This is a genomic window from Flavobacterium sp. YO12 (assembly GCF_004119495.1).
In the GTDB taxonomy this organism is placed as follows: domain Bacteria; phylum Bacteroidota; class Bacteroidia; order Flavobacteriales; family Flavobacteriaceae; genus Flavobacterium.
In genome coordinates this window covers 1-18,339 of record NZ_NRQU01000042.1, presented here as the reverse complement: position 1 = coordinate 18,339, position 18,339 = coordinate 1, and the positions used below count along the sequence as shown (strand labels likewise).

At 31.9% G+C, this 18,339-nt stretch carries 12 protein-coding genes and 1 pseudogene; 9 read left to right on the top strand and 4 right to left on the bottom strand.

Annotation, left to right across the window (positions count from 1 at the left end; genetic code table 11):
• Positions 1 to 8: 8 nt before the first annotated feature.
• A complete protein-coding gene (gene nirK / locus BOW55_RS13995) occupies positions 9 to 1,424 on the bottom strand; it encodes a copper-containing nitrite reductase (protein ID WP_371414525.1) in 1,416 nt (471 codons plus the stop codon).
• Between the two features lie 505 nt (positions 1,425 to 1,929).
• On the opposite strand from nirK, the gene BOW55_RS13990 reads away from it, so the two are divergent.
• Together BOW55_RS13990 and BOW55_RS13985 are read left to right on the top strand one after the other, a co-directional pair.
• On the top strand, positions 1,930 to 3,189 hold the full coding sequence (locus BOW55_RS13990; protein WP_089056606.1) for an aminotransferase class I/II-fold pyridoxal phosphate-dependent enzyme: 1,260 nt from the start codon (positions 1,930 to 1,932) through the stop codon (positions 3,187 to 3,189).
• A gap of 124 nt (positions 3,190 to 3,313) precedes the next feature.
• Positions 3,314 to 3,796, top strand: coding sequence for a hypothetical protein (locus tag BOW55_RS13985; protein ID WP_129024618.1), 483 nt, complete (start codon positions 3,314 to 3,316; stop codon positions 3,794 to 3,796).
• A 94-nt stretch (positions 3,797 to 3,890) separates the two neighbouring features.
• On the opposite strand, the gene BOW55_RS13980 is transcribed toward BOW55_RS13985, so the two are convergent.
• A complete protein-coding gene (locus BOW55_RS13980; RefSeq protein WP_129024617.1) occupies positions 3,891 to 5,009 on the bottom strand; it encodes a GTP cyclohydrolase in 1,119 nt (372 codons plus the stop codon).
• 52 nt (positions 5,010 to 5,061) lie between these two features.
• Positions 5,062 to 6,030 (bottom strand): transporter, encoded by a 969-nt coding sequence (locus tag BOW55_RS13975; RefSeq protein ID WP_129024616.1) that lies wholly within the window; start codon positions 6,028 to 6,030, stop codon positions 5,062 to 5,064.
• A 125-nt stretch (positions 6,031 to 6,155) separates the two neighbouring features.
• On the opposite strand from BOW55_RS13975, the gene BOW55_RS13970 reads away from it, so the two are divergent.
• From BOW55_RS13970 to BOW55_RS13945, 6 genes are all read left to right on the top strand, one after another.
• Positions 6,156 to 6,443, top strand: a complete 288-nt coding sequence (locus BOW55_RS13970) for a DUF4834 family protein (protein WP_089055084.1) — start codon at positions 6,156 to 6,158, stop codon at positions 6,441 to 6,443.
• A 49-nt stretch (positions 6,444 to 6,492) separates the two neighbouring features.
• Positions 6,493 to 8,943 carry a YfhO family protein gene (locus tag BOW55_RS13965; RefSeq protein ID WP_129024615.1) on the top strand — a complete coding sequence of 817 codons (2,451 nt, stop codon included), beginning with the start codon at positions 6,493 to 6,495 and terminating at the stop codon, positions 8,941 to 8,943.
• Between the two features lie 309 nt (positions 8,944 to 9,252).
• A complete protein-coding gene (locus BOW55_RS13960) occupies positions 9,253 to 10,542 on the top strand; it encodes a glycosyltransferase family 4 protein (RefSeq protein WP_129024614.1) in 1,290 nt (429 codons plus the stop codon).
• 37 nt (positions 10,543 to 10,579) lie between these two features.
• Complete coding sequence (locus BOW55_RS13955) at positions 10,580 to 12,049, top strand: oligosaccharide flippase family protein (RefSeq protein ID WP_129024613.1); 1,470 nt, start codon at positions 10,580 to 10,582, stop codon at positions 12,047 to 12,049.
• A 92-nt stretch (positions 12,050 to 12,141) separates the two neighbouring features.
• Positions 12,142 to 13,794 carry a mechanosensitive ion channel family protein gene (locus BOW55_RS13950; RefSeq protein ID WP_129024612.1) on the top strand — a complete coding sequence of 551 codons (1,653 nt, stop codon included), beginning with the start codon at positions 12,142 to 12,144 and terminating at the stop codon, positions 13,792 to 13,794.
• Positions 13,795 to 14,041: 247 nt separating this feature from the next.
• Positions 14,042 to 14,341 carry a hypothetical protein gene (locus BOW55_RS13945; protein ID WP_089055078.1) on the top strand — a complete coding sequence of 100 codons (300 nt, stop codon included), beginning with the start codon at positions 14,042 to 14,044 and terminating at the stop codon, positions 14,339 to 14,341.
• An 84-nt stretch (positions 14,342 to 14,425) separates the two neighbouring features.
• Here the strand turns inward: BOW55_RS13945 and uvrA are convergent.
• Positions 14,426 to 17,222 (bottom strand): annotated as a pseudogene (uvrA, locus tag BOW55_RS13940) (excinuclease ABC subunit UvrA).
• Between the two features lie 188 nt (positions 17,223 to 17,410).
• Between uvrA and BOW55_RS13935 the strand changes: the two are divergent.
• Positions 17,411 to 18,169, top strand: coding sequence for a family 16 glycosylhydrolase (locus tag BOW55_RS13935; protein ID WP_129024611.1), 759 nt, complete (start codon positions 17,411 to 17,413; stop codon positions 18,167 to 18,169).
• Positions 18,170 to 18,339: the final 170 nt, after the last annotated feature.

Sequence of the window (18,339 nt, the reverse complement as noted above, 5' to 3'; positions counted from 1 at the left end):
TGTTGCTGTTATCTTAGCGCTTTTACCATTTCTGGCGTTACTTCGGTTTTATTATTACCCCAGCTGTTATAGATGTAAGTAAGAACATTTGCTATTTCATCATCAGATAAATTCTGAGCCGGCATTACATTGTTGTATTTTTTGCCATTCACAGTTACCTCACCCGTTAAACCGTGTAAAATAGTATTGATCGAACGTTTTGGATCGGCATTTAAATAATCTGATTTTGCTAGAGGAGGGAACGTTCCAGGAATTCCTTGTCCTTCAGATTGATGACAGGCAAAACAAGTCGTTCCAAAAATTTCTTTTCCAATATTAATTTTTTCAGCAACGGTACGTTTTGGAATTGCTGTTTTTGCAGCTGAGCTTCCCGGCATTTTCTGAATAGTTCCGCCTTCAGGTAAATAAATACCTTCTTGAATAGTTCCTGAATAAATGTTTTTATTTTCTTTTCCTTCCACTTTCAGCATTCCTAAAGCACCTTTGTTAAAGGCTCTAAAAATAGAGTGGTCAACTAATATAAAAGTTCCCGGAGTTTCGACTTTAAAATCGACAATGGCAGCTCCTCCCGCTGGAATTAAGGTTGTTTGTACATTTTTATTGATTGTACTTCCGCCTTCAACATGAACACTGTCGAATATTTCACCAATAACGTGGAAAGAAGAAACTAAGTTAGGACCTCCATTACCAACATATAAACGAACAGTTTCGCCTACTTTAGCAGTCAATTCGCCGCCATTTGTTAAAGCTCCTACTTTTCCATTAAATACTACATAATCTGGAGTTTCTTTTACAGCCTTGTTCATATCAAATGCTTGCAATCCTTTTGCGCCATATTCTCCTTGAGTGTAAAAATCTCCCTGCATAACGTAGTATTCTTTGTCAACAGGAGGAAGTCCGCCTTCAGGTTCCACTAGAATTAAACCATACATACCATTTGCAATATGCATTCCTACTGGAGCAGTAGCACAATGGTAAACATATAAGCCTGGATTAATTACTTTAAAACTAAAAACTTTTTCATGTCCCGGAGCCACAAGTGATGAGGTTGCGCCACCACCCGGACCAGTTACGGCATGTAAGTCTATATTATGAGGCAGTTTGTTGTCAGGATGATTTTTTAAGTGAAATTCGACTTCATCTCCAACACGTGTTCTAATAAAACTTCCCGGTACAGATCCTCCAAAAGTCCAATACGTATATTTTACGCCATCGGTCATTGTACCTTCTTGTTCTTTAATTTCCATGTTAAGTTTTAGCTTCATAGCACTTCTGTTTCCAACTGGTTTTGGAACCATAGGAGGGGCAGTAAGTTCTGCATTCATTTCTCCTTCGGTCATGATATCTGCATAGTTTTTAGCTTCTTCTTTTTTACAGCTTCCAAAAAAGAGAGCAATAAAAAGTACGCTTAAAAAGAGACTCATTTTAATCTGAATGGTATGTTTCTTTTCCATAAGTAATTGGTTTTGTTTTCATTTTAAATTTTAATCAAAAATAAAAGACTATTTTGTCTTTTATTATGATAAAAGTCATAGAACGGTTACTAATATTTCGCTTAATTAATTGTAGAATTATCATTTTTTGGTAAAATTATATTAACTCAAAATGGTTATACTATTCAAAAAAAAGGCAACTATTCGGGGATAAAAAAACAGAAATAAAAAACAGCACTAAAACTAAATCAGACTGTTAAAAAAATATAAAAAGAATGCTTTGTGTATCAAATATAAAAAAAATACCAAAAACTACAACATTGATAACTTTGGTTTTTGAGTTTTTTTTTCTTGATTTGCAGAATTCAAATGGGAGCAAATTTATTTATGAATCAAGGCTTTTTTTTTAAATAAAAATAAATGACTGTCTGAATTTTAGAATAATAATGATTATTTTTGCTCGCTGATTAAGTTAAAAATATTACTACACTATATTATGGTAAAAGATTTATTCGAAAGAATTCAAGAAAATAAAGGACCTTTAGGAAAATGGGCTTCTCAAGCAGAAGGTTATTATGTTTTCCCAAAGTTAGAAGGAGAGTTAGGTCCTAGAATGACATTTCACGGAAAAAATATCCTAAACTGGAGTTTAAATGATTATTTAGGTTTAGCAAATCACCCAGAAGTTCGTAAGGCAGATACTGATGCAGCAATTCAATTTGGAGCAGCTTATCCAATGGGAGCTCGTATGATGTCTGGACACACAACTTACCACGAGCAATTAGAAAATGAATTGGCTTCTTTTGTAATGAAAGAATCAGCTTATTTATTAAATTTTGGTTACCAAGGAATGGTTTCTATCATTGATGCATTGGTAACTAAAAATGACATCATTGTTTATGATGTTGATTCGCATGCTTGTATCATTGATGGTGTTCGTTTGCATATGGGTAAACGTTTTACTTACAAGCACAATGATCTTGAAAGTATGGAGAAAAATCTGCAGCGTGCTACAAAAATGGCCGAAGAAACTGGCGGAGGTATTTTATTTATTACTGAAGGTGTTTTTGGAATGCGCGGACAACAAGGTAAATTGAAAGAAATTGTTGCAATGAAGCAAAAATACAATTTCCGTTTATTAGTTGATGATGCACACGGTTTTGGTACTCTTGGTAAAACAGGTGCTGGAGCAGGTGAGGAGCAGGGAGTTCAAGACGATATTGATGTTTACTTCTCTACTTTTGCAAAATCAATGGCTAATATTGGTGCTTTTGTTGCAGCAGATAAAAATATTATTGATTATTTAAAATACAACTTACGTTCGCAAATGTTTGCTAAAGCGCTTCCAATGATCCAAACAATTGGTTCATTGAAACGTTTAGAATTATTGCGTAATTCATCTTCAATCAAAGATAAACTTTGGGAAAATGTAAATGCATTGCAAAACGGACTTAAAGATAAAGGGTTTAATATTGGTGACACAAACACTTGTATTACACCAGTTTATTTAGAAGGAAGTATTCCTGAAGCAATGGTAATGGTAAACGATTTAAGAGAGAATTATGGTATTTTCCTTTCTATTGTTGTTTATCCAGTTATTCCAAAAGGAATTATTTTGTTAAGAATGATTCCAACAGCTTCACATACTTTAGCTGATATCGAAGAAACATTAACTGCATTTGAAGCGATTCGTGAAAAATTAGTTAGCGGAACTTATAAAGAAATTGCAGAGCGTACAACTGTTGACGTTTCGTAGTTAATTTAAAAAATAATGTTTCCTTAAATGGAAATTATGTAAAAAAATCCATTCCGTTATACGAATGGATTTTTTTTATTTGAAGTAACTTTAAATTTGTAATCAGAAAATAAAATGAATAATTATGAAAAAGCTACTTATACTAACGACTCTAATTTTGACTGTTTTAGTTTCTTGTAAAAAAACGGCAGATACAGAACCGGTTGAAATTGCTCCAAACGCTCCAAAAGAGGTTCAAATAGAAGAACCTGCAGGTGATCAATGTTATGCTTTAAGAGCAAATGGCAATGTGATTGAATTGAGTTTTAATGTAAACTCGCACCAAGAGGTAAACGGAAAATTAAATTATAGTATATCTGGAAAAGATAAAAATGAAGGAACTTTGATAGGGAACATGAAAGGCGATACGCTTATCGCTGATTATACTTTTACCTCAGAAGGAGTTTCATCTGTGAGAGAAGTTGCATTTCTACAAAAAGACGGAGCGCTAATAGAAGGGTTTGGAGATGTTATTCAAGCTAACGATAAAGTAACTTTTAAGGATAAAACCAAATTGAAGTTTGATCAAAAAAACATATTGACTAAGACAGATTGTAAAGTAGAATAGTAAAATGTTATTGATACAAAAAATCCATTCGTTTATTGCGAATGGATTTTTTTATGTTTTCAAATCAAATATTGATTTTTATAACTAAATACTTTTAAAGGTATTTTAAATATGTTTTTCTTTGACAATGAATTTTTGGGTCAAAGTTTTTCCATAGTAAATGAATGGCAGTATTTTCTGCTAATTCTGGAGTTCTGATACAATTTACAATTCCTTTTTCAGAGAAAGTTTTAAAATATTCATCAAAAATAATTGCGGTAACTCCTTTGTTTTGATAATCTGGGTGAACACCAATAAGGTAGAAAACCACGTCTTTACTCTTTTTTCTAGCTTTTAAAAGATGAAGAAAACCAAATGGGAAAAGTTTTCCTTTTGCCTTCTGCAGCGCTTCAGTAAAACTTGGCATAACAATACTAAATGCGACTAAATTATCATCTTTATCAACCACGAATTTTATATATTCAGGATTGATAAAACTGATATATTTCTTTTTGAAATACTCTTTTTGAACATCTGAAATTGCCACAAACGAAGCTAATTTGGCATAACTTTCATTAAACAAATCAAACATTTTGTCGACATGCGGCATAATATCCTTTGTTTTAGTGAAATTTAAAGCCCTAAGTTCATAACGTTTTTTGATTAAAGCCTGTGCTTTAAGGAAAAATTCTGGTTTTACATTCGAAAAAGGAAATATGCTTTCGATGTATTCTTTTTCAACCTGAAAACCTAGTTTTTCAAAATGAGTTACATAATACGGATTATTGTACCAAGTAATCATAGTTCCAACTTGATCAAAACCTTCAGTTAGAACACCAACTTTGTCTAAATTAGAAAAACCCATTGGGCCTTCGGCATGTTCAAGGTTATGTTTTCTTCCTAATTCATATACTTTTTCGAGTAGCGCTTTTGTAACCTCAATATCATCAATTACATCAAACCATCCAAAACGAACTTTTCTTTTGTGCTGATTGTTTACTTCAGCCCAATTGATAATTGCTGTAATTCTTCCCACAATTTCATTGTCTTTATAAGCAAGATAAAAGTAAGCTTCGGCATTATCAAATGCAGGATTTTTTGTTTTATCAAAAGACTCTAGTTCATCAGCAATAATAGGCGGCACCCAATATGGATTGTCTTTGTATAACGAAAACGGAAATTTGATATATTCGGTTAGTTCTTTTTTAGTTTTAGCTTCTTTAATTGTAATCATTAAGGTGGTATTATAAAAAATCTCTTAGTGCAGAGAGTTTGGTTATTAAAATTTACTCGTACTTAGCCTTGCGTTTTCTTTCTCTTGCCTGATAATCTATCTCTTTTTCATTTTCTGGATTCTTTTTAGCTCTTTCATTGTTTTTAACCTCGATTTGTTTTTCTTTATACCAGCCGTCGTAACGCCAAGAAAAACCAACACCACCATATAAAACAGATGGAGTATTTTTAAAATTAGTGCTTATCGAAGCATCAATCTGCATATTTGGTGATAAAAGATATGCAGCACCGCCGCGAACGATTGCATCGCTGTAGAAATCACTTTTGTATCCTTGATTTTCAACAAACCCGGACCATTTAGCATTAAACCCGTGTGTTAAAGTTAATATGTAACCATAACTTGGATAATCAGTGCCAATATAATCAGCAATAATATTGGTTACAAAAACCCATCTTCCGCCTCCAAATAAGTTTTGTGTAACCAAGGCAACTTTTGGAGAAATCTCGCCATTAGGAGAGAAATAGTAAGGATTGTCGGCACCAACAAAATTTGCTCCTGCAAATATCGAAACCGCAGGAATTAGCTCACGCCATTTAAAACTTCGATTGGCTTTATAGCTGTAGATGTTTACTTCGTCTTTATAATTTTTGTAAGGATCGTAAATTAAATATTTAGCCCCTAAAACAGTTTGTCTGAAATTGTTTTTTTTATAGCTGGTATAAGGAGTATCAAAGTTTTCCATTTGATATTGTAAATCAACAATAAATTCTAATTGCTCTAAAAAAGCACCATATCTTAGTGTAAAATCGGTGCCAAAACCACTTGCGTCGTAGTTTAATAAATCGTGTTTTTCTTGAATACCATAAACACCAATTTCTGCTTGAATAACAGATTTTCCAACAGCATAAGCAGACATAGTTTCGCCAGGTCTGTTTGAGTTTATTACATCAGTGTATTGAGCAAAGAAAAATTGTGGTATTAAAAGAAGAGATGTAGAAAGTAAGTTTTTAATTTTCAACATAAATGTATTTTTTTGATTAAAAAGCTATAACGCATTTCAAATGTACTATATTTTATTATTTATTTAAGATTGATATTTTAATTTTAAACAATGGATTTATTAATTTTGACAAAAATTATACAATTATGCAAGAAGCATCTTTTTCAGGTTTAATAAAAGCTATATGTTATATAATAGCATTTTATTATATTTTTAAATTTTTAGCTAGAATCTTTTTGCCGGTATTGGTAAAAAAAGCAGTTGAAAAGGCAGGAGAAAATTTTCAGAGACAACAACAATATAGTCAAGATAATTCTTGGCAGCAAACTCGTAATACTACAAAAGATGAGATAATCATCGATACCGCTAATGCAAAAAATCCTCGCGAAACCAAAAAGGTTGGGGACTATGTTGATTACGAAGAAATAGATTAAGTTTGTATCCTAAAAAATAGGATTCATCATTTAACCAAACCTGCCAAAATTGAAAATAGTAAATAAGTTCTATCCGCATGCCCTTGTAATTCTGGGTTTTATTCTTGTATCATTAGTTTATTTTTATCCTGTTCTGCAAGGAAAACAGATTTTTCAGTCAGATATTGCTCAATATACCGGAATGGCAAAAGAGCAGAATGACTTCAGGGCTGCTGAACATACAGAACCTTATTGGACAAATTCTGCTTTTGGCGGAATGCCTACTTATCAGTTAGGAGCAAATTATCCTAATGATTTTGTTGGTAAAATTGACGATCTTTTACGTTTTTTACCACGTCCTGCAGATTATCTTTTTCTATATTTCTTTGGGTTTTATGGATTGTTATTGGTTTTAAAAACAGATCCATTAAAAGCTTTTATCGGTGCACTTGCATTCGGGTTTTCGACCTATTTAATTATAATTCTTGGAGTTGGTCATAATGCAAAAGCGCATGCAATTGCCTATATGCCCCTTGTTATTGCTGGATTTATACTCGTTTTTCAAAAAAAATATATTTGGGGAGGTCTGCTCACCATGTTTGCGGTTGCATTAGAAGTTAATGCGAATCACTTTCAAATGACCTATTATTTATTGATTTTCTTATTGATACTTTCAGGTTATTTTGCTTTCACTTTTATAAAGAATAAAGAATACAAACCGCTTTTAACTGCGATAGGTACTCTGGCTGTAGCGGGAATTTTTGCTATTGGTGCCAATGCAGCTAATTTAATGGCTACCAGCGAATATGCTAAATTTAGTACTCGTAGTAACAGCGAATTAACTTTTAATCCTGATGGAACTAAAAAGACAAACGAAAATGCTTTAAGTAGAGAATATATTACCGAATATAGTTACGGAATTGCAGAAAGTTTTAATTTAATTGCGCCGAGACTTTTTGGAGGTTCAAACCATGAAAATGTTGGTGTTGACAGTCGTATGTATTCGTTTATGATAGAGCAGGGCGTGCCGGCAAGCCAAGCTGAAGATTTTGTATCGGGTATGCCTGCATATTGGGGAGACCAGCCTATTGTTGCAGCGCCAGCTTATATTGGAGTTGTTGTTTTTTTCTTGGCAGTTTTAGCATTGTTTATTGATGATAGAAAAATAAAATACGTATTTCTTTCAGGAGCATTGGTTTCATTAGTTCTTTCATGGGGAAAAAATGTCTCTTTTCTGACAGACTTTTTTATAGATTATGTTCCCATGTATGATAAGTTTAGAGCAGTATCTTCTATTCAGGTAATTTTAGAATTATGTTTCCCTGTACTTGCAGTAATGGGATTACAATCGTTCTTTAAAGCTAAAGAAGAACCAAAACTGCAACAAAAAGCTTTAATTCAGACAGGTGTTTTTGGTTTGGGAATCATAGCTATTTTAGTAATTGCAAAAAGTTCTTTTCACTTTACAGGAATGAATGATCAGTACTTTTTAGAAAGTTACGGACCAGCTTTTGTTGATGCTTTGAAGGAAGATAGAATGTCATTATACTCTGCAGATTTACTTCGATCTGGATTTTTTATAGTTGTAACTTTTGGAGTTTTATGGTTATTTATTAAAAATAAATTTTCTCAGACTACAGCTTTAATAATTGTTGCTGTGCTGATGATTTTTGATTTGTTTTTTGTCGATAAAAAATATGTTTCAGCTAAAGATTTTGTGAGCCCTGTACAGATTGCTGCTCCATTTCAGGAAACACCTTCAGATATTGAAATATTAAAGGATACTACACATTATAGAGTTTTTGAAATGAGCGGAAATATGTCAAGTGCAAGAGCTTCTTATTTTCATCATTCTATTGGTGGTTACCATGCTGCAAAACCAAGAAGAATACAACAGTTATTTGATTACCAATTAGCGAATAAAAATAAAAACATGAATTTGGAAATACTTAATATGTTAAATGTTAAGTATGTTATTCAAACAGATAAGCAGGGTAAAGATATTCCAACTCAAAACCCTGATGCAAATGGAAACGCATGGTTTGTAAGTTCAGTAAAACTTGTAAATAAACCAGATGATGTAATGAAAGCTTTGAATTATATCGATACTAAAAAAGTTGCAGTATTCAATGTTCGTGAGCATGAAGGTAAATTTAGAAACGCCCGATTAAAAAAACAATGGGATACAACTGGAACAATTAAAGTGGTAAAATATAAGCCAAACTATATTAAATATCAATCAGAAAGTAAAGGCGATGCTTTGGCTGTTTTCTCTGAAATGTATTATAAAAATGGCTGGAATGCTTATGTTGATGGTCAGTTGACAGATCATTTTCCTGTTGATTATGTTTTAAGAGCTATGGAAGTTCCTGCAGGAAAACATACTATTGAGTTTAAGTTTGAACCTCAAGTTATAAAAACTGGAGGAATGATTAATCTGGCTAGTTCAATAGGAATGGTGTTGCTTTTAATTGGCGGGATTTATTTTGAACGTAAGAAATCTAGTGAACAGTCTAAGTAATAGGCTTTAGTTTTAAAATGAAACTCTCTAAAATTCTTAAAATTGTTCTTTTTCTCATTTTTGATTTAGTAATATATATTTTTTGCGGAATTTATATGATGGGTTATGATGACTTTTATGATGAAAGTCAAGGGAAATATTTTAGTATTTCAAGTATGAAAACGGAATATAAAATTGTCTGGACATTTTATAACTTTTGGATCGTTTTAAATTGTTTGCTTTTCCTTTATATCATTTATAGAGTATTTAAGAAATTAGCTTTGAAATAACGTCTAAATATTTACACTTTTAAACAATAAACAATTTTCCTTGGAACAAAAGAAGCTCTTAATTATCACGTACTATTTTCCACCAGCAGGAGGACCGGGAGTACAGCGTTGGTTGAAATTTGTAAAATATCTTCCAGAATTTGATGTTCAACCTATTGTTTATGTTCCAGAGAACCCTACTTATCCAATTGTAGATGAAGGTTTGGTAAGTGAAATATCTGATAAAGTCATTGTACTAAAAAATAAAATTTGGGAACCTTATCAATTGGCTTCTATTTTTTCAAAAAATAAAACGAAGAAGATTAGTTCGGGAATTTTTCCGCATAAAAAAAAGCAGACATTTTTAGATAAGACTTTTCTTTGGGTTCGTGGGAATCTTTTTATTCCTGATGCGCGTGTTTTTTGGGTAAAACCTTCAGTTTCTTATCTGGAAAAATATATTAAAGAAAATAATATTGATACGATCGTAACATCTGGACCGCCGCATAGTCTGCATTTAATTGGTTTAGAATTAAAAGAAAAACTAAATGTAAAATGGTTTGCAGATTTTCGTGATCCTTGGACAACGATTGGTTATCACAAATCACTTCGTTTGTCAAATTATGCAGCAAAAAAGCATAAAAATTTAGAACATAAAGTGCTTAATACCGCAGACACTATTATTGTAACAAGTAAAACTACAAAAACAGAATTTCAGGCTATTACCAATAAACCAATATCGGTAATTACAAATGGTTATGATCTTGAAAAAGTAGAGAAAGAACCACTAGACACGAAGTTTACTCTAGCACACATTGGTTCATTTTTATCAGAGAGAAACCCAAAATTTTTATGGGAATGTCTTGTTGAACTATTTAACGAAATTCCAGATTTTAAAAAGCATTTAGAAATTAAATTAATTGGTGCCGTAAGTCAGGAAGTTTTAGATTCGATTGAAGAATTTAAACTGAATGATTATTTGAATCTTTTGGGATATGTTTCGCATAATGAAGCAATCTCGCATCAAAAAAAGTCACAGGTTTTACTTTTAATCGAAATAAACTCAGAGGATACTAAAAGTATTATACCAGGAAAATTGTTTGAATACATGGTCTCCAATCGACCAATAATTGCGATTGGTCCACAAGGTTCTGATTTTGCCGATATTATTACAGAAACTAATACAGGAGTATTTTTTGATTATTCTGAAAAAGTGAAACTAAAAAGTGTAATTTTGAACTTTTATAATCAATTTTTGGAAGGAAAATTACAATCTTATGGTGTTGGTTTACAGCAATATTCAAGAAAAAACCTTACCAAACAATTAGCACAGTTGATTAAAGAATCATAGTACGCTAAATTTAAAATCTAAATTCATAAATCCGCAAATGGGTATTGTCTTAAATCAGTCTTTCAAAAATACTATTATTACCTATATAGGTTTCGGAATTGGAGCCATTAATACACTTTATTTATATCCTGTTTTTTTAGGGGCAACCTTTTATGGTTTAACTAATTATGTGACATCTTGCGCAAATGTTATCATGCCTTTGTTTGCGATTGGAATGCAAAATACACTAGTAAAATTTTATTCGCAGTATAAAACCGAAGAAGAAAAATCCCGTTTTTTATCCTTTACTGTTTTATTTCCTCTGTTGTTAATAATTCCAATTTTATTGATTGGCCTTGTGTTTTATGACGAAATTTTATTCTTCGTATCAAAAAAGAATGCAATTGTAAAAAGTTATATTTGGTTAATACCATTTATAGGGTTATGTATGGCATATTTTGAAATTTTTTATGCCTGGCTGCGAGTAAATATGCATTCCGTTTTTGGAAACTTTGTAAAAGAAGTTGGATTGCGATTATTTTCATTATTCCTATTAATAGGCGTTTATTATGATTGGCTTAGCGTAGAAGGTTTTGTGTACGCAACAGCAGGTTTATATTTTTTGGCATTCTTGATAACAATGTTATATGCATTCAGTATTCAGAAACCAACTTTTCAGTTTACAATACCAGCAAATACAAAGGAAATATTAATATATACCTTTTATATTATTTTATCTGGAAGCGTTGCTAATTTGCTTTTAGATGGTGATAAGATGATGCTGAACCAATATATGCAGATTGAGAATATTGCTTTCTATTCTGTGGCAACTTACATTGCTTTGGTGATTTCTGTGCCAAGTCGTGCGATGCATCAAATTGTTTATCCGATAACGGCAAAATTAATGCATGAAAATAAGTATGACGAATTGAATATACTTTACAAAAAGACTTCTATCAATTTACAAATGGTAGGCGGATTTGTAATGCTGTGTATTTTTGTCAATATTAATCAGCTTTACGAATTGGTGCCTAAAGAATACAGCGGCGGAATTTCGGTTGTATTTATGATTGGTTTATCAAAATATTTTGACTTGATTTTAGGAAACAATAATGCCATTATTTTTAACACAAAATACTACCGAATGGTTTTGTACCTTGGTTTAATGTTAGTTGTTCTTACTGTCATTTTAAACATGATTTTTATTCCAATTTTCGGAATTTTCGGTTCGGCTTTTGCAACTTTACTATCAATTACCCTGTACAGTTTAGCAAAACTTCTTTTTGTGGTGAAAAAACTTCATTTGTACCCTTTTACAAAAGAGACAATTTCATCAATGGTATTAACTTTTGTTTTGTTTCTATTGTTTTATTTCTGGGAATTTCCATTTTATCAATTGATTAGTATTGCTTTGAAATCAGTTTTGGTAACCATTTTATATGTTTATCTGAATTATAAATTTAATATTTCGCCAGATATTAATAAAGTAATAGATACCATTTTAAAGAAAATTGGAATTAAAATTTAATACGATTTTATTGCGAAACAACAAAGTAATTTAAATTTGAAGCTATTTTGTTTTTATATTTGTTAGAAAGGACCATTTACAGCTAACATCATATGAAAAAGAAATTACTTTGTTTTTTAGCGCTTTTCATTGTTTTATTTTCATCATTTGCTTTTACTCAAAAAGACAGCCTGCATTCATCAAAAAATGCCGCTGTTGAACTAAAACAAGTAAAATATCCTATAAATCCTTTTAAGGATACATTATTCTTTGTTTATAACAAAGTAGGGTCTTTTTCTGCCGAAAACAGGGCGAAAGCGATTACCGAAAAAATTAGAAAACTTTATGAGGATTCACTTTTTGATTCAGATTCGCTTGTAATTAGTCCTTCAGATATTTCACAAGACATAGTTTATAAAGATGATTTTATTATTATGTCAATCCTTGAAGTTGATGCAAAAGCTGAAAATCAGACACAAGAATTTATTGCAAAACGCAATTTGTCTTTAATAAAGAAAGCAATAGTTTATCAAAATGAAAACTATTCAATGCTGCCAAAAAGACTTGGGTACACAGCTTTGTTGATTTTGATTATTGGCAGTATCTTGTATTTTGTTGGTAAACTTTTTAACAGAGTAAAACTCTATATTCTAAAAAACAGCGACAAGTATTTTAAAGGCTTTAATTATAATAATATTAAAATTTTATCGCCTCAAAAGCAGCAGGCGCTCGCAATGCAGCTGTATAGTTTTGTAAAAGGAATTATTCTAGTTTTAATAGTTTACCTTTCACTTCCGCTCTTGTTCAGCATTTTTCCTGCTACAGAAGCTTACACGACAACATTACTGCGTTGGATTCTTACGCCGGCAAAATCTGCCGTTATGGGGTTTGTCGACTTTCTGCCAAGTTTAGTCACCATTATAGTTATCGTTGTTATTTTTAGATATACCATAAAAGTGATTAAGTTCTTTTTTGAAGAAATTAAAAAAGAGAATATTAAAATTGACGGTTTCTACAACGATTGGGCAATGCCGACATTTAATATTGTTAGATTTCTATTGCTTGCCTTTATGGTAGTTATAATTTTTCCGTATTTACCTGGTTCAGAATCACCAATTTTCAAAGGAGTGTCTGTATTTGTCGGGGTTTTATTCTCATTAGGTTCTTCAAATGCAATTGCGAATATGGTTGCAGGTTTAGTAATTACGTATATGCGTCCGTTTAAAATAGGTGATTTTATAAAAATTGGAGATGTAAGCGGTGAAGTAATCGAAAAAACTGCTTTAGTTACCAGAATTAGAACGCCTAAATTTGAAGATATAACTATTCCCAACTCAACAGTTTTATCAAGTACGTCAACCAATTATTCATCAAATACGAAACAGGTTAATAATGGTTTATTAATTCATACTACAGTTACTATTGGATATGACGTTCCGTGGAAAGACATTCATAAGGCTTTAATAGATGCAGCATTAAAGACACAAATGATCGAACAGACACCGCCGCCTTTTGTTTTGCAAACTAGTTTAGACGACTTTTATGTATCGTATCAAATAAACGTTTATACAAAACAACCTACAAAACAGCCTTTAATTTATTCTTCATTGCATCAAAATATTCAAGATTCCTTTAATGAAGCCGGAATCGAAATTATGTCGCCGCATTATAGTGCTTTAAGAGACGGCAATATGACTACTATACCTGAAAATTATTTAAAAAGTGATTATAAACCTTCATCATTTAACATTGGAAATAAAGATTAAGTTATTGTTAATGTATTGATATACTGTTTTAAAGAGTCAATTTTAACAGTTGTTTATTTTGTAGTTTTAATTTTAAAATATAATTTTAGGTTAAATTTTTAACGTTCCATTTTATTGAAAAAAAACTAAATGGTTTAATAGAATATAAAAAGGCTCTGCTGATGTTTGTTTTTGAATGCAGTACTTAATTGGGAATTGTTGAGAATTTAGAAAATTTCGCATACAGACTAAACCAAAATGAAGGATTATGAAAAACAATCAGCTCAGTCCGGAACAAAGTGTACAGGTGTTTTCGAATATGATTTCAAACAAAGTTCATAACGGATTTGTATTAGAAGAGAGAAATGATGAATTACTTTTCGCAGTTCTTTCAAAGGGCGGTAAAGCAGTTAACCACGGTTTGAATTTTATTATTTTTTGTTTAACCCTCGGATTATGGTCATTTGCATGGCTGTATCTTACAATTGAGGCTTCAAAACAAAAAAAAGTACTAGTTGCCATCGATGAAGATGGTTTTCCTTTTGAAGAAAAATGTTTATTGGCATAAACATTCCTAATTTTAAAATAATAAAGCCATAAATTAATATCATAAGCTGATATAATTTATGGCTTTTTTTTGAAGTGCAGGAAGCTACAGTTTATCTTTCAAATAAATTCCAGTAACAGATTCTTTTACTTTAACAATTTCTTCAGGAGTTCCTGCAGCCAATAAATGACCGCCGTTTTCTCCGCCTTCAGGTCCCAAATCGATAATCCAGTCGGCACATTTAATTAAATCAAGATTATGTTCAATCACAATTATCGAATGTCCTTTTTCGATTAAAGCATCAAATGAAGCCATCAGCTTTTTAATGTCATGAAAATGAAGCCCGGTTGTAGGTTCATCAAAAACAAATAGAGCTTTATCTTTTGTTGCCCCTTTTACTAAAAATGAAGCCAGTTTAATACGTTGTGCTTCACCGCCCGAAAGAGTAGAGGATGATTGTCCTAATTGAACATAGCCTAAACCAACATCTTGTAAAGGCTGTAATTTTTGCGTGATTTTTGTCTGTTTGTTTTTTTCAAAGAAAGCAATAGCATCATCAATAGTCATCGTAAGAATATCGTTGATGTTTTTATCGTCAAAATTAATCTCTAAGATTTCTTTTTTGAATCGTTTTCCGCCGCAGGTTTCACAAGGCAGAGAAACATCAGCCATAAATACCATTTCAACATTTATAGAACCTTCTCCTTTACACGTTTCACAGCGTCCTCCGTCAACATTAAAAGAGAAATGTTTCGCCTGATAACCTCTTATTTTTGATAATTTTTCTTTAGCATACAAATCACGAATATCGTCATAAGCCTTAATGTAAGTTACAGGATTTGATCTGGAACTTCTTCCAATCGGGTTTTGATCTACATATTCAATGTGTTTTATTTGCGAGAAAGAGCCTTTAATTTCACTAAACTGTCCTGCTTTTTCAGCAGCATTTTCCAGTTTTTTCTGCATAGCAGGAAATAGAATTTTCTTAATCAAAGTACTTTTTCCACTTCCAGAAACTCCAGTTACAACAGTTAAAATATCCAAAGGAAAAGTAACATTGATATTCTTTAAGTTATTCTCTCTTGCACCAATAATATCAATATGATTTTTGAATTTTCTTCTTCTCTGTGGAACTGAAATCTCTAAATCTCCATTCAAATACTTAGAAGTAAGCGAATCTGATTTTAGGATTTCTTCATAAGTTCCCTGTGCTACTAGTTTTCCACCAAAAGTTCCTGCTTCAGGACCAATATCAATAATCATATCAGCCGCTTTCATAATATCTTCATCGTGTTCTACCACAATTACAGTGTTGCCTAAATCACGCAGCGAAAGTAAAACCTTAATTAGCCTTTCAGAATCTTTTGGGTGAAGTCCAATACTAGGTTCGTCTAGAATGTACATCGAACCAACCAAGCTGCTTCCTAACGAAGTAGCTAGATTAATACGCTGCGATTCTCCTCCCGAAAGTGTCGAAGAGTTTCGGTTTAAGGTAAGATAATCCAAACCAACTTCGGTTAAAAACGATAAACGATTATTGATTTCGACCATCAAACGTTTCGCAATTTGCTGCTCGTAAGTATTTAAATCGATATTTTTGAAAAAAGTAACTAAATGCTTAATTGGTAAATCAACTAAATCTGAAACTGTTTTTTCGTTGATTTTTACATATGAAGCTTCCTCGCGAAGACGTTTTCCGCGACAAGCGTGACATTTCGTTTTTCCGCGGTAACGCGACAGCATTACACGATTTTGTATTTTATAGTTTTTCTCTTCAAGTTCTTTAAAAAAGCTGTTTAGACCTTGAAAATATTGATTTCCTGTCCAAATTAAGTCTTTTTGACTGTCAGAAAGTTCGAAATAAGGTTTGTGAATTGGGAAATCAAATTTATAGGCATGTTTTACTAATTCATCTTTGTACCAGCTCATACTTTCGCCTCGCCAAGGATAAATAGCACTTTCAAAAATAGAGAGTGATGTATTAGGAACAACCAAATCAGCATCGATGCCAATTATATTTCCGTAACCTTCACAAACAGGACAAGCGCCATACGGATTATTAAAGCTGAATAAGTGAACATTTGGTTCTAGAAAAGTAATACCGTCTAATTCGAAATTATTAGAATAAGAAAATCGTTTATCTGAGCCCAATTCCTGAAGATAACAAATTCCTTTTCCTTCAAAAAAAAGCTGTTTGAACAGCATCAGCAAGACGATTGAAAAACTCTTCCTCTTCCTTTACAACAATACGATCGATAATTAATAAAATATCTTTATTGTCTAATTGATGTAGGTTTTCTGCTGAAAATTCATCTAAACGTACCATTTCATTTTCGACGAGAATACGAGCAAAACCTTGTTGTAATAATACTTTAAGTTTATCTTCGAGCTGTCGCCCTTCTTCCAGATGAATAGGAGCAAGAAGCAGCCATTTACTATCGATTTCCAATGTTTTTACATCAGAAACCACATCAGAAACAGTGTTTTTTTTAACTTCTTGACCAGAAACAGGAGAATAAGTGCGTCCGATTCTGGCAAACAAAAGTTTAATATAATCGTAGATTTCTGTAGAAGTTCCTACAGTAGAACGAGCATTTGTAGTATTCACTTTTTGCTCAATTGCAATTGCCGGCGCAATACCTTTAATATATTCTACTTTAGGTTTGTCTAAACGCCCCAAAAACTGACGTGCGTATGAAGATAAACTTTCTACATAACGACGTTGTCCTTCGGCATATAAAGTATCAAATGCTAAACTTGATTTTCCTGATCCCGAAAGACCTGTAATTACAACCAGTTTATTTCGCGGAATAGCAACATCTACATTTTTTAAATTATGTACTTGTGCTCCTTTTATTATAATATTTTGTTTTGGGTCGAGTGTAGAAAGATCGATTTGCATAAAAAATGTCAATTTTTACAAAAGTAATCAATTTTGAATTGAGTTTAGTTAAGGATATTGTTCCAAATTTTAACAGAATCACATTGTTAGCTCCAATTTCGAATGCCAAATTTTTTGATTAAAAAGCGGCTAGTGTTTAGGAAATATTCTATTTTAGAACAGTTTTAATAATTTCTAAAGTAATAGTTATGAATAAAGTAGTTCTATTAATGCTCATTTGTAGTTTTTCATACGCACAAGAAGTAAAGAGAAAACTGGTATGGGAAGAAAACTTCAATAAGAAAGAGATAAATGAAAAGTTTTGGAATTTTGAACTTGGAGACGGCTGTCCGAATTCGTGTGGTTTTGGTAATAATGAAAGGCAGATTTATACCAAAATTAATCACGAAGTAAAAGATGGTAATTTGGTAATAGAAGCGAGAAAAGAAGGAAATAAATATACTTCGACAAAAATTACAACTAAAGGTAAGAAAGAGTTTAAATACGGCAGGATAGAAGCAAGGGCAAAATTACCTGTCGGACAAGGTATATGGCCTGCTTTCTGGATGCTTGGCGCTAATATTGACGAGGTGCAATGGCCAAAAAGCGGTGAAATTGATATTCTGGAATATATAGGGAGAGATCCTCACATGGTTTACACGACGCTTCATACGCAAGACAGTCATGGGAATACAATCAACACAAAAAGAACTGAGTTTTTAAATATTGAAGAAGGTTATCATGTGTATGCTATTGAGTGGGATAAAGATAAAATTGAATTTTTTGTAGACAAAACTTTAGTTTATACCTTTAATCCTTCTGTGAAAAACGAAGATACTTGGCCTTTTGACAAACCATTTTATATTATTTTGAATTTGGCAGTTGGTGGAAATTTTGGAGGTCCAGAAGTAGACGATGCGATTTTTCCGCAAAAGTTTTATATAGATTACGTAAGGGTATATCAATAAAGAACTCACCGCGAAATTTAGAAATAATGCAGATTTGAGCAGTGTAAATATTTAAATGTAAGTTATTTATGCTTGTTTTTGAAAAGCGTCATACTTACTAAAATTTCCATTTTTTTTAANGATTTAAAACAAAACAGAACGATGTAGTTAAAAAAACTTAACGGTTAAAT

What these genes read in the sequence shown, in the direction of transcription:
- BOW55_RS13975 (WP_129024616.1), bottom strand. Translation starts at nt 6,030, where the DNA reads ATGTTGAAAATTAAAAACTTACTTTCTACATCTCTTCTTTTAATACCA.
- BOW55_RS13945 (WP_089055078.1), top strand. Translation starts at nt 14,042, where the DNA reads ATGAAAAACAATCAGCTCAGTCCGGAACAAAGTGTACAGGTGTTTTCG.
- BOW55_RS13955 (WP_129024613.1), top strand. Translation starts at nt 10,580, where the DNA reads ATGGGTATTGTCTTAAATCAGTCTTTCAAAAATACTATTATTACCTAT.
- BOW55_RS13950 (WP_129024612.1), top strand. Translation starts at nt 12,142, where the DNA reads ATGAAAAAGAAATTACTTTGTTTTTTAGCGCTTTTCATTGTTTTATTT.
- nirK (WP_371414525.1), bottom strand. Translation starts at nt 1,424, where the DNA reads ATGAGTCTCTTTTTAAGCGTACTTTTTATTGCTCTCTTTTTTGGAAGC.
- BOW55_RS13935 (WP_129024611.1), top strand. Translation starts at nt 17,411, where the DNA reads ATGAATAAAGTAGTTCTATTAATGCTCATTTGTAGTTTTTCATACGCA.
- BOW55_RS13980 (WP_129024617.1), bottom strand. Translation starts at nt 5,009, where the DNA reads ATGATTACAATTAAAGAAGCTAAAACTAAAAAAGAACTAACCGAATAT.
- BOW55_RS13970 (WP_089055084.1), top strand. Translation starts at nt 6,156, where the DNA reads ATGCAAGAAGCATCTTTTTCAGGTTTAATAAAAGCTATATGTTATATA.
- BOW55_RS13990 (WP_089056606.1), top strand. Translation starts at nt 1,930, where the DNA reads ATGGTAAAAGATTTATTCGAAAGAATTCAAGAAAATAAAGGACCTTTA.
- BOW55_RS13985 (WP_129024618.1), top strand. Translation starts at nt 3,314, where the DNA reads ATGAAAAAGCTACTTATACTAACGACTCTAATTTTGACTGTTTTAGTT.